Genomic DNA, 16871 nt, shown 5'->3' on the forward strand with positions numbered 1-16871 from the left:
AGGCCTAAATCTGCGATTTTTCTTGCGAAATGACCCGGTTTTCTTGGACATGGCATGGCAAGGGCCGTTATCGGCTTTCCCATGCTGACTCTCGATACTTTCAACCGCCCACGCTCGGCGCTGCGCGATTTTCTCAGGACCGAGGCGGCGGGGGGTATCCTTCTGATCCTTGCGGCGCTGCTTGCGATGATTGTCGCGAACAGCCCATGGGCCAACGTCTATTTTGAGGTCCTGCACCTCCATCTGGGTCCGCTGTCGTTGCTCCACTGGATCAATGACGCGTTGATGGCGCTGTTCTTCCTGCTTGTGGGGCTGGAGATAAAGCGAGAGTTCATAGATGGGCGACTCTCGAAATGGAGCGACCGTTGGTTGCCCGTGATCGCGGCGATGGCAGGAATGGTTGTTCCCGCCGTTACATATTTGCTGGTTGCCGGTCGCACGCCGGGACTCGCCAACGGATGGGCGATCCCGGCCGCGACCGACATCGCCTTTGCCATCGGCGTGCTTGCCCTGCTGGGCAAGCGCGCCCCAACATCGCTCAAGCTGCTGCTGACCACCGTCGCCATCGTCGACGATATGGGCGCGGTTCTCATTATTGCGCTGGCCTACACCAAGGGGATCAGCGGTCTTGCGCTGCTGATCGCTGCGCTTTTGTTCAGCGCGATGCTGATCCTCAACCGGTCGGGCGTGAAGAAGCTTTGGCCCTATTTGGTGCTGGCCGCCGCCCTTTGGCTCGCGGTATTTTTATCCGGGGTCCATGCCACGATAGCCGGTGTTCTGGCCGCGCTGGCCATTCCCATCCGCACGTCGCCGGGCGCTCCGGACGATGCAGAATCCCCCCTCCATCGTCTCGAACATGGTCTGCATCCCTGGGTTGCATTTGCGATCGTGCCCCTGTTCGGATTCGCCAATGCTGGCGTATCGCTCGCCGGTGTCGGCATGGAACAGATCACTGGGCCGCTCCCACTCGGCATCGGCGCCGGATTGTTTCTGGGCAAGCAGGTCGGGATATTCGCCAGTATCCGGGGCGCGGTAGCCGCAGGGATCGCAGACCGTCCGGCAGGCGCGACCTGGCTTCAGGTCTATGGTCTCGCGCTCATCTGCGGCATCGGCTTCACGATGAGCCTTTTCATCGGCGGCCTTGCGTTCAGCGATCCGCTCCTATCCGACGAGGTCAAGATCGGGGTTTTGGGTGGATCAGTGCTTTCTGCGGTTGCGGGCTATCTGCTTCTGCGGCTTGCTCCACGATTGCCTCGCGGCGAGGGGAGCGCCGACGATGCGTAATTCTCTGCGCCTCCGCGCCCGCCTGCGCCTATACGGCCTGAGGCCGACGGTCTGGCGCAGGCGGGCCGCCTTCCTGGGTGGGGCGATATTGATTGGCCTCGTCGCGCTGACATTCGCGCACCTGGCCGACGAGGCCAATCATGTCTTCCTGTCAATCGTGGCGCGCTGGTGGTGGGCGCCGCTGCTCATTACGCCAGCGGGCTTTGCCGGGCTGGTCTGGGCGACGAGACGGTTTGCGCCGGCCGCCACCGGATCCGGCATACCCCAGACGATCGCCGCGACCCGCAATCCGGAGCGAGGCATGGATCGGCTGGTTTCCGCGCGGACCGCGATGGCCAAATTCATTCTCACGATCTGCACTTTGCTGCTGGGCGCGTCGGTCGGCCGGGAAGGCCCTACCGTGCAGATTGCAGCTTCCATCATGGGATACGCGCACCGTTTCCTTGCAATCCCGGTTCGGGCCTCGGTCTATATCGCCGGTGGCGCGGCAGGCGTCGCGGCTGCGTTCAACACGCCGTTGGCGGGTGTGGCCTTCGCGATCGAGGAACTGGCCGCCGCCTATGAGCAGCGGATGACCCTGTTGGTGATGGCGGCCGTGCTGATCGCCGGCATGGTCAGCCTGGGTCTTGCTGGGGATTATGTCTATTTCGGTGCCATGCAGCAGACGCTGAGTGTCCGTGAGGCATTGGTGGCTGCGCCGATTGCAGGCGTGCTGGGGGGGCTGCTCGGTTCGTTTTTCTCTCGCGCCTTGCTCGCGGTAGGAAGCACAGCCTGGCGGCCGATGGCCTGGATGAGGAGGCGGCCCCTCATGTTCGCCACATGTTGCGGCGGCATCGTCGCGGTAACCGGCGTCTTGACGGGTCTGACCTGGGGCACGGGTTATTCCACGGCGCATGCGATCATCACCGGATCGGACGTTCCAATCTGGTTCGGCGCGGCCAAGCTGCTGACGACGTTGGCAACGGCGGTATCGGGGCTTCCCGGCGGCATCTTCGCGCCTTCGCTCTCGGTCGGCGCAGGCGTTGGAGATGTGCTTCGAAGCATCTTTCCAACCTATCCGCCCGGAGCGATCGTCCTCCTTGGGATGGTGGCATATTTCACGGGCGTGGTGCGTGCGCCGCTGACGGCTGTCATCATCATTTCAGAAACAACCGCAAGCCGGGGGCTCATGATGCCGCTTCTGGCGTCCGCGCTGGTAGCCGATTTTGTGGCTCCCTTTGTCTGCCGCAAGCGGCTTTATCATCAGATGTCGCTGCGCTTCATGGATTCAGGCGGAACAAAATCGATCTGATCGGGACGCTTTGCATCGGCGAGCAAGCCCCTGTCTCTCAATCTGGGGTGGATCGATCAATCAGTCCACTGTCCAGAAGCGGGGCCGCGTCGATTTCCTGCGCTCCCATGAGGGTCGCCAGCTTTTCCACGGCAGACAGGATCATCGCCTGTTCCCAGCTGGGCAGCTCGATGAACCGTTCCGTGAACGTCATCTGCAAGGAGTCCGGTGCGTCGGCAATCGCGGCTCTGCCAGCCGGGAGCGCGGTCAGCATGAACCGGCGTTTATCCTTTTCGCCGCGTTGACGCTGAACAAAGCCAAGCGCCTCCAGTCTGTCGACGATCGTCGTGATGGTGGCCTGGCTGAATTGCAGGGCTTGCGCGATGCCGCTTGGCGTCGCCTTCTTTTGCGCGTCGATTTCGCGCAGCACCAGCAACTGGGATGGCGTGAGGCCGGTGGTCGTGGCGAGTTGGCGGCTGCCGATTTCCGTGGCGCGAAGAACCCGGCGCAGCGCGCGAAGGGTGAGTGAGGCAATTTCAGAATCCATGCGCCACCACATAGCCGGAACGCCTTGCGCGCGCCAATCAGGAGAGATTTTCGCCCCAGCGCCAAGCAAACTACTTTGGTAGATAAAGTATTATTTTGGAGACAGGGTTGAAATTTTCGCCTTAACCTGCATATATTGCGCCAAATCGTTGAAGGGTGCGGTCCTTTCGATGTAAATAATCGTTCGGGAGATAAAACATCTTCATATCCCAAGCTACAGCGGCGTCCACGCCGCCACGGGCTTCTGCGCGCCTCGAAGCAGGCAAGGGGCAGAAATTTTTGTTTCGCAGACCTGTGGCGACCGATGGTCCCGCCATAACCGCACTAATTGCGGCTTGTACGCCGCTGGATTCCAATTCGGCCTATTGCAATTTGCTGCAATGCACGGATTTTGCTGGCAGTTGCATCGTCGCCGAGCGCGGTGGTGACCTGGTCGGCTGGGTGTCGGGCTATCGCCCGCCTGTCGCCCCGGAAAATTTCTTCGTCTGGCAGGTCGCGGTGTCGGCCCCAGCGCGCGGTCAGCGACTGGCCAGTCGAATGATCGATAGCCTGCTGTTCCGCCCTGAACAGCAGGGCGTCACCCATCTGACAACGACCATCACCGATGACAATGGCGCCTCCTGGGCGCTGTTCGAGGGCCTCGCCCGCAATTGGTGCGTGCCGCTGGAAAAGAGCGTTCGTTTCGATCGGCAGACCCATTTCGCCGGAGCGCATGCCACGGAATGGCAGGCGCGAATTGGTCCGATGTCCGACTTATTGAAGAAACAGGAGGAGAGCTGAGATCATGAACAACCCCAGCCAGCCTAAACCCAGTGCAGACATTCCCGATATTGCCATTTTCGAACGGCGAGAATCGGAAGTGCGAAGCTACGCCCGGTCGATGCCGCGCCAGTTCAACACCGCTGAAGGCGTGTGGATGCAGGATAGCCATGGAGGGCGCTATCTCGATTTTCTGTCGGGCTGTTCGACGTTGAATTATGGTCATAATCATCCGGTCCTGAAGACCGCGCTGATGGACTATATTGGCGCCAATGGCATCGCTCATGGACTTGATCTGCACACCGACGCCAAGGCTGATTTCCTGCATACGTTCGAGCAGCTAATCCTGAAGCCCCGATCGCTCGACTATCGCGCGATGTTCACCGGGCCGACTGGCACCAATGCGGTCGAAGCCGCGATCAAGCTGGCGCGCAAGGTGACGGGGCGCGAACTGGTGATCGCTTTCACCAACGGCTTTCACGGCATGACGCTGGGCGCGCTCGCCTGCACGGGTAACGCCGCCAAGCGCGGTGGGGCAGGGGTTCCCCTCTCCCATGTCGCGCATGAACCCTATGACGGCTATCACGGGCCGGATGTCGATACGGCGGGCCTGCTGGAGCGGCGCCTGAGCGATCCATCCAGCGGACTTGACGCGCCAGCTGCCATATTGGTGGAGACGGTGCAGGGTGAAGGCGGCCTTAATGCCGCTTCGCCCGAATGGCTCCGCAAGATAGCCGATATCGCCCGCCGTCACGGAGCCTTGATGATCGTCGATGATATCCAGGCAGGCTGCGGCCGCACCGGCGACTTCTTCAGTTTTGAAGGCATGGGTTTCACGCCGGACATCGTCACTATGGCCAAATCGCTGTCAGGCATGGGTCTGCCCTTTGCGCTCACGCTGTTCCGGCCGGAACTCGACCAGTGGTCGCCCGGCGAACATAATGGCACCTTCCGGGGCAACAACCATGCCTTTGTAACCGCAACGGCGACACTGCGCCATTTCTGGAGCGATGATCGCTTCCAGCAGGATGTCGCACGGCGCGCTGCGCTGCTGGAGCGACGGCTGGAGGCGATGGCCTTCGAGCATAGCCTGTCGACGCGGGGTCGCGGCATGATGCGCGGCATCGACGTCGGATCGGGCGAGATCGCCACCCAGGTGACATCGGCCTGCTTCGACCAGGGACTTATCATCGAAACCAGCGGCGCTCATGACGAAATCGTCAAGGTTCTCGCGCCTCTCATCATCGATGAAGCTCAGCTTTCGGCCGGTCTCGACATATTGGAGCAAAGCATCCGTGCGGCTCTGGCAGTCCCCTATGGCGTGGCTGCAGAATAAGAAAGGAGTCAAGCAGACAATGATCGTTCGCAAGCTGCGTGACATCCGCAAGTCCGACCGCAATGTGAAATCCAAGGGATGGGAAAGCGCCCGTCTTCTGCTCAAGGACGACAATATGGGATTTTCCTTCCACCTGACGACCATGTATGCCGGGGAGGAACTGCACATGCATTATCAAAACCACCTCGAAGCCGTGCTGGTGCTGAAGGGCAATGGCACGATCGAGGATCTGGGCACGGGTATCACGCACCAGCTCGCACCGGGGGTCATGTATGCGCTCAACGCCCATGACAAGCATATCGTCCGGCCTGAAACCGACATCCAGTGCGCCTGCGTGTTCAATCCGCCCGTGACCGGCCAGGAAGTGCATGACGAAAACGGGGCTTATCCCGCCGATCCGGCGCTGGTGCGCCAGTCCGCTCTGACCAACTGACTATAACCACGAAAGGGGGAAGTCCCTTGCAAGACATCTACCCATCCCGCCACGCAAAGGTGGCGGAGTTTTTGCCGCGCCTTGATCCCGTCGTTCATGGCGACTGGACCGAGGATGCGCCTATCAGCCGTGAGCAGGCCGATGCCTTCGACCGGGATGGCTATCTGGTCCTGGAAGAGCTGTTTTCGGACGAGGAAATGGCCTTCCTGCAGCGGGAGGCCGGAAAGCTGCTGGCCGATCCCGATGCGCTGGAGGAAGAGACCGTCGTCACGGAACCGGGCGAACGCGAGATCCGGTCAATCTTCCGCATCCATGCGCAAAGTCCGGTGGTGGCGCGGCTGGCGGCCGACCAGCGGCTGGCCGGAATTGCCCGTTTCCTGCTGGGGGATGCGGTCTACATCCATCAGTCACGGCTCAACTACAAGCCGGGGTTCCATGGCAAGGAATTCTACTGGCACAGCGATTTCGAGACCTGGCATGTGGAAGACGGGATGCCGCGGATGCGCGCGCTGTCGATGTCCGTCCTGCTGGCGGAAAACACGCCGCATAACGGCCCGCTCATGCTGATCCCCGGATCGCACCGCACATTTCTGACCTGCGTCGGAGAAACGCCGGAGGATCATTATCGCCAGTCGCTCAAGCGCCAGGAATATGGTGTGCCCGATCAGGACAGCCTGGCCGAGCTTGCGCACAAACATGGTATCGTCGCGCCGACCGGAAAGCCGGGGTCGGTCGTGATCTTCGACTGCAACATCATGCATGGGTCGAATGGCAACATCACGCCCTTCCCGCGCGCCAACGCTTTCCTTGTCTACAACGCCGTAAGCAATGCGCTGGAGGCGCCCTTCGGCGTGGGAAAGCCGCGCCCGCAATTCATCGCGGCCCGCGGAGCGCCCGAAGAGGTGGTGCCGGTAGCCGGCGCGCTGGTGGGGGAGGTGCTGGTATGAGTGGACAGCATAGCGTCGAGAAGATCGGCGGCACATCCATGGCCGCGACAGCGACATTGTTCGACAATGTCCTGATCGGGGGGCGCGGCGGCGCTGATCTCTACAACCGCATTTTCGTCGTTTCGGCCTATGCCGGCATGACCGACCTGCTGCTGGAGCACAAGAAAAGCGGCGAGCCGGGCGTCTATACCCGCTTCGTTGCCGATGACGGCGCGGATGGCTGGCGCGAGGCCATGGAAAGGGTCCGTCAGGCGATGCACGATCGCAATGGCCAGATGTTCGCGCGGTCGCAAAGCCGGGGCGAGGCGGACCGCTTCGTCGACACGCGAATCGACGCGGTGGCGGCCTGTCTGGACGATCTGGCGCGGCTGCGCAGCCATGGCCGCTTCTGCGTCAAGGAACAGCTTGTCACCGTGCGCGAACTGCTCGCGGGGCTGGGGGAGGCGCACAGCGCCCACAGCACCGCTCTGCTGTTGCGCGACAGGGGCGTCAATGCCCGCTTTGTGGACCTGACGCTCTGGGACCGGCAGGAGATGCAGGAACTGGACGACCGGATCGTCGCCGCGCTGGAGCCGATTAACCTTGCCACGACCCTGCCGATCGTCACCGGCTATGCCGGGTGCAGCGAAGGCATGGTGCGCCGATATGCGCGCGGCTATTCGGAAATGACCTTTTCCCGCATTGCCGTGCTGACCAGCGCGCGCGAGGCGATCATCCACAAGGAATTTCACCTCTCGAGCGCCGATCCTCGACTGGTCGGTGCGGACAGGGCGCGCAAGATCGGCCGCACCAATTATGATGTCGCCGACCAGCTTGCCAATCTGGGAATGGAGGCGATCCATCCGGGCGCAGGCCGCGGGCTGCGGCAGACGGCGATCCCGCTGCGGGTGCGCAACACCTTCGACCGGGAGGATGGCGGGACGCTGATTTGCGGAAATTATGTGTCCGATAGTCCGAGGGTGGAAATCGTTACCGGAATCCACCGAGCGCAGGCCTTGCAGTTTTTCGAGCAGGACATGGTCGGGGTGAAGGGCTATGACGCTGCCATATTGGAGGCGTTGACGCGCCATGGCGCGTGGATCGTCAGCAAATCGTCCAACGCCAACACCATAACGCATTATCTGTCCGCCGACGCCGCGACCGTGGCGTGGGTGATCACTGATCTCCAGCGACTCTATCCCGACGCTGCCATCTCGTCCCATCCGGTTGCGATGGTGTCCGTGATCGGCAGCGACATTGCACGGCCGGGATTGGTCGTCGATGCGCTCCGGGCGCTGGACGATGCCGACATCGGCGTGATTGCGATGCAGCACCAGATCCGCAATGTGGATGTGCAGTTCATCGTCGCGACCGATGATTTCGAAGCCGCCATCCGCGCCCTGCACGAAGCGTTGGTGGAGGGCGGCGGCCAGGCCGGCGAGGGACGGCGCGCGGCCTGAGCGGCCCGTCTGGAAGTCCATGCTATCCGCCATCCTGCCTGTTCGCGCCCTGTTGCTCGCCATCTTCATGCTGATGGCGGGCAGCGGCTTTCTGGCGACGCTCCTCAGCCTGCGCCTTAACCGTGCGGGATATGACACGATGCTGATCGGCCTCGTCGCGACCGCCTATTTCGGCGGCTTGGTGATCGGCGCCTTGCGGTCGGCATCCGTCGTGCGTCGGGTCGGACATATCCGGGCCTTTGCTGCGTTCGTCGCGCTGCTGTCGGCTAGCACGCTGGGCTATGCCCTGCTGGTACATCCGCTCCTGTGGGCCGGCTTGCGGCTGGTCGATGGGCTGTGCGTTGCGGGAGTGTTCGTCTGCCTGGAAAGCTGGCTCAACGACCGTGCCGATGCTGCGATGCGCGGCAGCGTGCTGGCCGCCTACATGGTTGCGCTCTATTCCGGGCAGGCGTTGGGGCAGCCTCTGCTCGCGGCGAGTGGCGGATTGCCCGCCGTGCCGTTCGAACTGGCGTCGATCCTGATCTCGCTGGCCATCATTCCGCTTTGCCTGACCCGCAGTTCCGCACCCGTGCCGGCAGAAGCGAGCGCCTTCTCCATACGCACCCTGTTCGCCGCTTCTCCGCTGGGTGTGGTTGGGGCGGTGGCTACGGGACTGATGCTCGGCGCCTTCTACGGCCTCGCTGCGGTCCATGTCCGCCGGCTGGGCCTAGACCTGACGCAGACCGCCAGTTTCATGATGACCGTCATTCTGGGCGGCGTCGCTCTGCAATGGCCGCTGGGGCGGCTGTCAGACCGCTATGACCGGCGACAGGTGATCGTGCTGAGTTTCGCGGCGACGCTGGGCGTCAGCCTCGCGCTTTCCATGATATTGGCGGGCGGGCCGGTGCTACTGGCGCTGGGCGCAATCTTCGGCGGGCTGAGCTTCGCGCTCTATCCGCTCTGCGTCGCCCATTGCAACGACCGCCTGCTTGCTTCCGAGCGCGTGGCGGCAAGCGGGCGGCTCGTGTTGCTCTATTCGATCGGGGCAGCGCTTGGCCCGGTCTGTGCGGCCATGTTCATGACACTGTCGGGCAATAGCGGCCTGTTCCTTTTCATCGCCCTGTGTGCCGGGGCTACGCTGCTGTTCGGCCTCTGGCGACAAGCGGCGATGAGCCCGGTGCCGACCACCGGCCAGCAGGATTTCCAGATACTGCCCCGCACGACGCCCATGGCTTCGTTGCTCGATCCCCATACAGCCGATGGACAAGGTGAATGACCGCAATCGCAACCAACCCGCCCCTTGCCGCTGTTGAACCCTCGGCCCTTCGCCGCGCCATCGCGGCATCGGCCATGGGCAACGCCACCGAATGGTTCGACTATGGCATCTACGCCTATGGCGTCACCTATATCTCTGCCGCGTTGTTCCCAGGTGAGGTGGACGACGCCATATTGTTCGCGCTGGCGACTTTCGCCATCTCCTTCCTTGTTCGTCCGCTCGGCGGGCTGTTCTGGGGGCCATTGGGCGACAGGCTGGGCCGCAAGTCCGTGCTCGCGCTGACGATCCTGCTGATGGCAGGGGCGACGCTGGGTGTGGGCCTGATCCCCGATTATGCCATCATCGGCCTCTGGGCGCCGGTGCTGCTGATCATCCTGCGCATGGTGCAGGGCTTTTCGACCGGCGGCGAATATGGCGGCGCTGCAACCTTCATGGCCGAATATGCGCCTGACGAAAGGCGCGGCTTCTATGGCAGCTTCCTGGAGTTCGGAACGCTGGCGGGCTTTTCGCTGGGGGCGGCGTTGATGCTCGCCTTCTCGCTGCTTCTCGGCGACCAGGCGATGCACCAATGGGGGTGGCGCATCCCCTTCCTGATCGCCGGGCCGCTGGGGCTGGTCGGCATGTATCTGCGCGCGCAGATGGAGGACACGCCGATCTTTCGCGATCAGGAGCAGCGGGGAAGCGAGATGGCGTCTATGCCGGTGAGGACCATGATGCGCCGATACCGGCGGCCGATGCTGGTGGTCGGCGGGCTGGTCGTTGCGCTCAACGTCGTCAACTACATGCTGCTCAGCTACATGCCGACCTACCTTCAACGGCGCATCGGTCTGTCGCCGGACCATGCGCTGCTGGTGCCGATCATCGGCATGGTGTTCATGATGCTGCTCCTGCCCTTCGCCGGGGCCTTGTCCGACCGGGTGGGCAGGCGCGCGATGTGGCGGTTCTCGCTCATCGGACTGCTGTTGGCGGTAGTGCCGCTCTACATGCTGATGGCGACGGGCTTTGCTGGCGCGATCATTGGCTTCGTCCTGCTGGGCATGCTTTATGTGCCGCAACTGGCGACGATTTCCGCGACCTTCCCAGCGCTGTTCCCGACGCCTGTCCGCTTCGCCGGGTTCGCCATCGCCTATAATGTCTCGACCTCGATCTTTGGAGGGACGGCGCCTGCCATCGGCAGCGGCCTCATCACCCTGACGGGCAATGAACTGATGCCGGCGGCTTACATGATGCTGGCCTGCATCATCGGGCTGATCGCCCTTCGCTTCATGCCGGAGACCGCAGGACGATCGCTTCATGGTGACCCCTTCAACGAGGAAAAGATTGCATGATCACCAACATGCCGCTTTCGCCGGATAGCATCGGCATCCTGGCTCACAGCTATGTGCGGGAGCCATGGATGCAGGCGGGGTTTGCCCTGCTGGTGCTGACGCTTGTCGCCTGGGTTGCGAATTGGGTCACTAAGCGGATCGTGCTCAAGCTGTTGCTGCGCCTTGCCGGGCGGTTGGGTTTCAACATGGAGGCCAGCCATCTGGGCAGGATGACGGCGCGCCTGTCCAATATCGTTCCCACGCTTGTGATCCAGCTGGGCCTGGCTGCCATCCCGCATCTTCCACCCCAACTGGAGGCATTGGCGCAGAGCCTGTGCACCGCCTTCATCATGCTGACTGTCGCGCTGGCGCTGGCCGGTGGCCTCGACCTGCTCCATGATTTCTATCAGCGCCGTCACGATGCCGTGCACCGTCCGATCAAGGGCTATGTTCAGGTCGGCAAATTGCTGGTCTACGGCGCCGCCGCGATACTGATATTGGCCGCCTTGATGAATCAGTCCCCATTCCTGCTGCTTTCCGGCCTGGGGGCTATGGCGGCGGTGCTGATGCTAGTGTTCAAGGACACGATCCTGTCCCTCGTCGCTTCCGTCCAGATCGGATCCAACGATATGGTGCGGGTGGGCGACTGGATCGAAATGCCGCAACTCGATGCCAATGGCGACGTGGTCGATATCGCGCTGCACACGGTCAAGGTGCAGAATTTCGACAAGACCATCACCACCATTCCCACGCATCGGCTGATCTCGGAGAGCTTCCGCAACTGGCGCGGCATGGCGGAGTCGGGCGGTCGCCGGATCATGCGATCGATCATGATCGACCAGAACAGCATCGCCTTTCTGGACGACGCCATGTTGGAATCCCTGTCTCGCTTCGAGTTGCTGAAGGCCTATCTGGACGGCAAGCTGGAGGAACTCGGCAGATGGAATGATGCGCAGGGCGCCGGGGAGCAGGTGAACACGCGGCGGCTGACCAATATCGGAACATTTCGCGCCTATATGCTTGCCTATCTGGAGGCCCGAACCGACATTGCCAGCGACAAGACGCTGTTGGTCCGGCAGCTCGCGCCGGGGGAATATGGCCTGCCATTGGAGATTTACGCCTTCGCCGACACGACTGAATGGGCCGAGTATGAAAGAATTCAGGGGGACATATTCGACCACCTGCTGGCGATCCTGCCGGAATTCGGCCTTCGGCTCTTCCAGCGTCCTACCGGGGTCGATGTGAATTATCGGTCGATGCAGTCGGCGGCTTGATCGGCCAGATGTCCGACGAAGCGATCACGCCACCACTCCATGTCCTGGCGCTGGACTATCGCAATCAGCTGTTCCCACCGCGCTACGCGTTCGGCCTTGGGCATGGCCAGCGCCTTGGCGATCGCATCGGAAATGTCTTCGCTGCTATAGGGGTTTACCTGCAGCGCTGCGGTTAACTGTGCCGCAGCGCCGGCGAAACGGGAGAGAATGAGGACGCCGGGGTCTTCAGGGTCCTGAGCGGCGATATATTCCTTGGCGACGATGTTCATGCCGTCGCGCAGGGGAGTGACCAGGCCAATGCGAGCCGCGCGATACATGCCGGCAAGTTCCGCACGACTAAATCCCTGATTGACATAGCGGATGGGAACCCAATGCGGACTGGCATAGGCTCCGTTGATGTGGCCCGACAGCGTTTCAAGGCTGTGACGGATATCCTGATAGCTCAGAACCTCGCTGCGGGAAGGCGGAGAGATCTGAAGCAGGAAGATCTGCGCGCGCAGATCGGGCCTGTCAGCGAGAAACCGCTCATAACCGCGAAATCGCTCCTGCACGCCCTTGCAATAATCCAGCCGGTCGACGCCGATGATCATGGCGCGGCCATTGGCGCTCTCGATCATCGACTGATAGCTGGAGCGAGCCGTGTCGCTTTTGATGTGGGCCCGAAAATTCTCCGTATCGAGGCCGATCGGGCAGGCCACGACTTTCACCGATCGACCATTCCAGCACATCACACCATGCTTGTCGGGCGTCAGCCCGATTTCGACGCGAACATAGTCCAGAAAGGAGTCCATCCAATCCGTGGTCTGGAAGCCGATCACATCATAGGCGAAGAGCGCCTCGACAAGCTCCCTGTGATTGGGGAGTGAAAGCAGCAGGCGCATGGGTGGCCAAGGAATGTGAAGGAAAAACCCCAGTCGATTGCGTCGTTCGCGCACGCGCAATTCCCGTCCCAGTGGGATAAGATGGTAGTCATTGACCCAGATCAGGTCGTCAGGTTCCAATAACGGGATCAGTGTTTCGGCAAAGCGCTGGTTGACCCGTTCATATCCGCCCGCGAAGCTCCGGTCGAATGCGGTAAGATCGATACGATAATGGAACAACGGCCAAAGTGTGCAGTTCGCATAGCCGTTATAATATTCCTGGATGTCCTGATGCTCCAGGTCGATTGTCGCCGTGGTAACGCCATGCATCTTTTGCAGATGCACATGGCCGTTGAAATTCGCGGTTTCCTCGCCTGACCACCCGAACCAGATGCCATTTCCTTCTCGCATGGCGGCGGAAAGCGCCACGGCAAGGCCACCTTGGTTTCCGTTCGCACAGTCGTCGCTGGCTGTCTGAACCCGGTTGGAAACGGCGATCAGGCGGCTCATAGCGTTTCGACCAGCAGGATTTCTGTGGTGTCGATCGCCCGGATGGTGGCTTGCCGTTCACCCTGGAGGGCCAGGCTATCGCCTGGACCAAGGCCATAATCCTCTCCAATCACGCACCGGCCCGACCCTGAAACCATATAATAGGGGGAATGTGGATCGAAATTGGCGTCGAGCTGTGTGCCCGCTTCGATCCTCGCTCCCCAGATCCTTGAGGGCGCGCGTAGCAGAAGCGCCTGATCCTCCAGATTTCCGCTGGCTATCAGGACCCATTGGCCGCTTTCCTGCTTTCCTGGAAAGCGGCCGATCGCGCGAAAATAAGGGCCATGACCGTCTGCCGCAGGAAGCCATAGTTCGAGAAATTCGGCCGTCCTGTTATCTGGATTGATGGTCGCATGAAGGAGGCCGTCTCCAGACGAAATAAGCTGGATCTGGCCGGCTCGGGCGAAAGATGACGGACCAAGCGTCCCAATATGTCCTACCCGGCCCTGCAAGATCCATTGCACTATGTCGAAATGATCGAGCGGCTCGGTCACGGCGTTCGCCTTGGGACTCAGAAAGTTGTGATTGAGGATCCGCAGGCTGCCCCAGTTCATACGATCCGAACGCGCATAGCCCGCGAAGGAGAAGTGGTGCCGGGCAAACAGGTCGTCCCGCTTGGTCGTGCCCATGAGATCGACCGGCCTATAGTCGATCACGCCATAGCTCCAGACCGATGTAGGAAGCTGCATTCACCATCTCAATTTGCCCCCACAAGACGATAGCCTACCCCCGGTTCGGTCAGCAGCAGGGATGGATCTGAAGGATCTTCCTCGATCTTCTGGCGCAGAAGACCGATATAGACTCTGAGATATTGGGTGTCGGTCGCTTCGGCTCCCCAACCCGCCGACAGCAGCCTCTTGTGCGTCACCACTTGCCCCGCACTGCGCGCGAGGGTCTGTAAAAGGTCATATTCCTTGGGAGAAAGCTTCACCGTCTCACCAGCCAGCGTCACCCGCCGGGACGGAAAGTCGATGGCCAACGGACCCGCAGAGTAGGTCGGTGCATTGCTCTTCAGGCGGGAATGGCGGCGCACCGCTGCGCGGATGCGCGCCATCAACTCGCCGATCTCGAAGGGCTTGTTGACATAGTCGTCCGCGCCCTCGTCGAGCGCCGCGATCTTTTCCTGCTCCTGGTGGCGTGCCGAGATGACGATGATGGGAACGTCGCTGCGAAGCCGGATCTGCTGGATGAGCGCCTTGCCGTCTATGTCCGGAAGCCCCAGGTCGAGAAGAATGAGATCAAGGTCGAGCGCTTCGGCAAAGCCCAGGGCGGTCCCGCCTTCCTTCGCAACGGTGATGTGATAGCCCGCCGTTCCCAGCACCGATTGCAGCACGTCGAGCAGGGAAGGCTCGTCATCGACGATGAGGATATGCGGCGCTGTCATGCTTGCCGTGCCTCCTGGGCGAGCGGGAGGGAAATCGTGATCATGGTTCCCCGGCCACTGGGTCCTGGAGAGTCAGCCATTATCCTTCCCCCGAGAGCTTCGACGAATCCTTTTGCGATTGCCAGCCCCAGACCGCTGCCGCGGGGCGAGGGTTCCGAGCGCGGAACGCGATAGAAGCGGGCGAACACATTTTCCAGGTCAGCCTGCGGGATACCGCACCCTTCGTCGGATATGCTGATGATGCAGCTATCGCCACTGTGGCGGGCTTCAACGCCGATACGCGTCCCGTCTTCGCTGTAGAGGATCGCGTTGTCGAGCAGGTTGATGATGACAAGTTCGAACATGGCCGCATCGACGCTGACAAGCAGATGCTCCTCTCCCAGGCGACGCTCGATCATGCGGTGGCCTGCGCGGGGACGAACCCTCTGAATGATGACGCTGAGCGTTTCGGCCACCTCCAATGTCTGTCGCCGGGCCAGCGATTGGCCCGCCTCCAGCCGGCTCATTTCCAGGAGATTGGAGGTATATCGGTTCAGGCGCTCGCATTCGTTGACGATCCGGCGCAAAAGGCGGATCGTGGCTTCCCCATCGAGTTGTTCACGAAAGTCGATAAGGCTCGAGGCCGAAGCGCTGATCGCTGTCAGCGGCGTGCGAAAGTCGTGGCTGACGGATGAGAGGAGCGCCGTCTTGAGCTCCTCGGTGCGGGTCTGCGCTTTTGCTTCGGCATTGCTCTCCGAGAGGGCGGCGCGTTCCACGGCCAATGCCACGAGACTGGCCAGGGCCGACATGAAGGCATTGTCCGGTTCCGGTTCCGCACCCGCTTCAAACAGGATTACGCCTTCGAAACCATCGCTACTGTCGAGGCGATAGGCAATGCAGGTTCCATCCCTTTGGGGTTCTGTACCGTTAGTTTGCATGTTTCGGATTAACGCCGCCGCCCCAGGCCTATCTGGAATGCGCGTCGCATTGGCGAACGATCCGTCCCGCACGAGGAAGAGCGAGACCGTCATGCTCGTGCCCGGCGGCAGGCCGGCACTGAGAGCAGAGGCGATGTCCGTGATCCTGACCGCAGATTGCAAGGAGCGGCTGATGTCCAGCAGGCTGGCTAACTGCCAATTGCTATGCTTGGCTGCGCTGGCATGGTCCTTGAGCCGCCCGGCTAAGACTCCTGAGACCAGCGCGCACAAAGTGAAGACGAGAAAAGGGACGATGTCACGTCCACTCGCGATCCGAAAGCTCAGCACGGGTTCAGCTAGATAGAAATTATAGAGCAGGAAGGCTGCGGCCGCGGCGATGAGCGCGGACACAAGTCCCCCGATTGCGCCTGCGGTCACTACGCCGAGCACGAAGATCAATGCTGCTGCAGCCTGTCCGAACGCTGGCTTGGCCATGACCGCGCCGAACCCGGAGAGAAGTACGACGAAAGCCACGGCTGACATTTGCCAGCCGGGCCCGAAACCTGTCTTTCGGAATCGAAGGCCCGACACCGCCTTGCGGTCGGCTGCTGTTACCTCCGGCGCCGTGGTGTCTGCCATGAAGGCCAGCCTAGTAGGCGGTGGCGAACAGGTCCATGTATATAAAAGTTATAATAACAGCTTCTCGAAATCTGCCGTAGCCATTGCCTTCCAAAGGGGGGATGTTTGAGCGGCGTGACTGGGAAGTGGGGAATAGAGACCGATGCGCCTGTGGACCATCGGGAACAGCCCCTTTGCGCACCGCGCCCTTCCACCCAGGCTGTGTTTTTGGCATATAGGTCGCATAATCATGACTGAAGCCGTGCGATTTGGCGGGTCTGAATATACCGGAAAGCCCCGTTTCGAACGACCCATGGTCATCCTGGTCGTTGAGGATGAGGCTCTGGTGAACATGAACGTATGTGAATTCCTCATCGATGAGGAATTCACCGTCTTTTCCGCGCGCGAGGCCAAAGAAGCTCTTATGCTCATGGAGGCGCTTGGTGGATCTGTCGATCTTCTCTTCACCGACGTGAACATGCCCGGCGGAATGGATGGATTTGACCTCGTTCGATTAACCCAGGAGCGTTGGCCCGCCGTCAAGATATTGATCACGACCGGAGGGCGTGATTCGAGCGATCTTCCGCCGGATCTACAAAAGTTGGGTCCTATGTTGATGAAGCCTTACAAGCTTGAAATCATGGAAAATACGATTTCCAATATTCTGGCGAGTGCCCAGAGACAATGACAGTATCTCATATGTTATAGTTGCCA

16 protein-coding genes are annotated in these 16871 nt (G+C 61.2%); 11 read left to right on the forward strand and 5 right to left on the reverse strand.

What is annotated here, in order from left to right; translation table 11 throughout:
- Positions 1-81: 81 nt before the first annotated feature.
- A complete protein-coding gene (gene nhaA / locus HHL26_RS19105; RefSeq protein WP_169576520.1) occupies positions 82-1284 on the forward strand; it encodes a Na+/H+ antiporter NhaA in 1203 nt (400 codons plus the stop codon).
- Positions 1277-2575, forward strand: coding sequence for a chloride channel protein (locus HHL26_RS19110; protein WP_169576433.1), 1299 nt, complete (start codon positions 1277-1279; stop codon positions 2573-2575). The genes nhaA and HHL26_RS19110 overlap by 8 nt, the downstream gene beginning before the upstream one ends.
- A 37-nt stretch (positions 2576-2612) precedes the next feature.
- Here the strand turns inward: HHL26_RS19110 and HHL26_RS19115 are convergent, their stop codons facing one another.
- Positions 2613-3113, reverse strand: coding sequence for a MarR family transcriptional regulator (locus HHL26_RS19115; protein WP_240962504.1), 501 nt, complete (start codon positions 3111-3113; stop codon positions 2613-2615).
- A 266-nt stretch (positions 3114-3379) separates the two neighbouring features.
- Between HHL26_RS19115 and ectA the strand changes: the two genes are divergently transcribed.
- Genes ectA through HHL26_RS19155 form a run of 8 tightly spaced genes read left to right on the forward strand, consistent with a single transcriptional unit; the run spans position 3380 to position 11850 of the window.
- Positions 3380-3880 carry a diaminobutyrate acetyltransferase gene (ectA, locus tag HHL26_RS19120; RefSeq protein ID WP_169576438.1) on the forward strand — a complete coding sequence of 167 codons (501 nt, stop codon included), beginning with the start codon at positions 3380-3382 and terminating at the stop codon, positions 3878-3880.
- 4 nt (positions 3881-3884) lie between these two features.
- Complete coding sequence (gene ectB / locus HHL26_RS19125) at positions 3885-5195, forward strand: diaminobutyrate--2-oxoglutarate transaminase (RefSeq protein WP_169576440.1); 1311 nt, start codon at positions 3885-3887, stop codon at positions 5193-5195.
- A 19-nt stretch (positions 5196-5214) separates the two neighbouring features.
- A complete protein-coding gene (locus HHL26_RS19130) occupies positions 5215-5628 on the forward strand; it encodes an ectoine synthase (RefSeq protein WP_169576441.1) in 414 nt (137 codons plus the stop codon).
- A 26-nt stretch (positions 5629-5654) separates the two neighbouring features.
- The gene (thpD, locus tag HHL26_RS19135) at positions 5655-6575 is read left to right on the forward strand and encodes an ectoine hydroxylase (RefSeq protein ID WP_169576442.1); all 921 of its coding nucleotides are present in this window, start codon (positions 5655-5657) and stop codon (positions 6573-6575) included.
- Positions 6572-8014: an aspartate kinase gene (locus HHL26_RS19140; RefSeq protein WP_169576443.1), complete on the forward strand. Its 1443-nt coding sequence runs from the start codon at positions 6572-6574 to the stop codon at positions 8012-8014. Before thpD ends, HHL26_RS19140 begins: the two co-directional genes overlap by 4 nt.
- Positions 8015-8033: 19 nt before the next feature.
- Positions 8034-9269, forward strand: a complete 1236-nt coding sequence (locus tag HHL26_RS19145) for an MFS transporter (protein ID WP_240962505.1) — start codon at positions 8034-8036, stop codon at positions 9267-9269.
- Positions 9266-10597, forward strand: coding sequence for an MFS transporter (locus tag HHL26_RS19150; protein ID WP_169576447.1), 1332 nt, complete (start codon positions 9266-9268; stop codon positions 10595-10597). Before HHL26_RS19145 ends, HHL26_RS19150 begins: the two co-directional genes overlap by 4 nt.
- Complete coding sequence (locus tag HHL26_RS19155; protein ID WP_169576449.1) at positions 10594-11850, forward strand: mechanosensitive ion channel domain-containing protein; 1257 nt, start codon at positions 10594-10596, stop codon at positions 11848-11850. Before HHL26_RS19150 ends, HHL26_RS19155 begins: the two co-directional genes overlap by 4 nt.
- Here the strand turns inward: HHL26_RS19155 and HHL26_RS19160 are convergent.
- Genes HHL26_RS19160 through HHL26_RS19175 form a run of 4 tightly spaced genes read right to left on the reverse strand, consistent with a single transcriptional unit; the run spans position 11823 to position 16178 of the window.
- Entirely contained in the window at positions 11823-13220 is a 1398-nt protein-coding gene (locus HHL26_RS19160) for a trehalose-6-phosphate synthase (protein ID WP_169576451.1), read from the reverse strand. The genes HHL26_RS19155 and HHL26_RS19160 overlap by 28 nt on opposite strands.
- Positions 13217-13948: a pirin family protein gene (locus tag HHL26_RS19165; RefSeq protein WP_169576453.1), complete on the reverse strand. Its 732-nt coding sequence runs from the start codon at positions 13946-13948 to the stop codon at positions 13217-13219. Before HHL26_RS19165 ends, HHL26_RS19160 begins: the two co-directional genes overlap by 4 nt.
- 8 nt (positions 13949-13956) lie before the next feature.
- Positions 13957-14643, reverse strand: a complete 687-nt coding sequence (locus tag HHL26_RS19170; RefSeq protein ID WP_169576454.1) for a response regulator transcription factor — start codon at positions 14641-14643, stop codon at positions 13957-13959.
- Complete coding sequence (locus HHL26_RS19175; protein ID WP_169576456.1) at positions 14640-16178, reverse strand: ATP-binding protein; 1539 nt, start codon at positions 16176-16178, stop codon at positions 14640-14642. The genes HHL26_RS19170 and HHL26_RS19175 overlap by 4 nt, the downstream gene beginning before the upstream one ends.
- Positions 16179-16407: 229 nt before the next feature.
- On the opposite strand from HHL26_RS19175, the gene HHL26_RS19180 reads away from it, so the two are divergent.
- Positions 16408-16845 (forward strand): response regulator, encoded by a 438-nt coding sequence (locus tag HHL26_RS19180; RefSeq protein WP_240962506.1) that lies wholly within the window; start codon positions 16408-16410, stop codon positions 16843-16845.
- Positions 16846-16871 lie beyond the last annotated feature (26 nt).

The organism is Sphingobium sp. TB-6, assembly GCF_012927365.1.
Taxonomy (GTDB): Bacteria; Pseudomonadota; Alphaproteobacteria; order Sphingomonadales; family Sphingomonadaceae; genus Sphingobium.

Bases quoted from the DNA above. Each gene is read 5' to 3' on its own strand.
- HHL26_RS19130 (WP_169576441.1), top strand. From the start codon at position 5,215: ATGATCGTTCGCAAGCTGCGTGACATCCGCAAGTCCGACCGCAATGTG.
- HHL26_RS19175 (WP_169576456.1), bottom strand. From the start codon at position 16,178: ATGGCAGACACCACGGCGCCGGAGGTAACAGCAGCCGACCGCAAGGCG.
- HHL26_RS19155 (WP_169576449.1), top strand. From the start codon at position 10,594: ATGATCACCAACATGCCGCTTTCGCCGGATAGCATCGGCATCCTGGCT.
- HHL26_RS19180 (WP_240962506.1), top strand. From the start codon at position 16,408: ATGACTGAAGCCGTGCGATTTGGCGGGTCTGAATATACCGGAAAGCCC.
- nhaA (WP_169576520.1), top strand. From the start codon at position 82: ATGCTGACTCTCGATACTTTCAACCGCCCACGCTCGGCGCTGCGCGAT.
- HHL26_RS19115 (WP_240962504.1), bottom strand. From the start codon at position 3,113: ATGTGGTGGCGCATGGATTCTGAAATTGCCTCACTCACCCTTCGCGCG.
- HHL26_RS19160 (WP_169576451.1), bottom strand. From the start codon at position 13,220: ATGAGCCGCCTGATCGCCGTTTCCAACCGGGTTCAGACAGCCAGCGAC.
- HHL26_RS19170 (WP_169576454.1), bottom strand. From the start codon at position 14,643: ATGACAGCGCCGCATATCCTCATCGTCGATGACGAGCCTTCCCTGCTC.
- ectB (WP_169576440.1), top strand. From the start codon at position 3,885: ATGAACAACCCCAGCCAGCCTAAACCCAGTGCAGACATTCCCGATATT.
- HHL26_RS19140 (WP_169576443.1), top strand. From the start codon at position 6,572: ATGAGTGGACAGCATAGCGTCGAGAAGATCGGCGGCACATCCATGGCC.
- HHL26_RS19110 (WP_169576433.1), top strand. From the start codon at position 1,277: ATGCGTAATTCTCTGCGCCTCCGCGCCCGCCTGCGCCTATACGGCCTG.
- HHL26_RS19145 (WP_240962505.1), top strand. From the start codon at position 8,034: ATGCTATCCGCCATCCTGCCTGTTCGCGCCCTGTTGCTCGCCATCTTC.
- HHL26_RS19165 (WP_169576453.1), bottom strand. From the start codon at position 13,948: ATGCAGCTTCCTACATCGGTCTGGAGCTATGGCGTGATCGACTATAGG.
- HHL26_RS19150 (WP_169576447.1), top strand. From the start codon at position 9,266: ATGACCGCAATCGCAACCAACCCGCCCCTTGCCGCTGTTGAACCCTCG.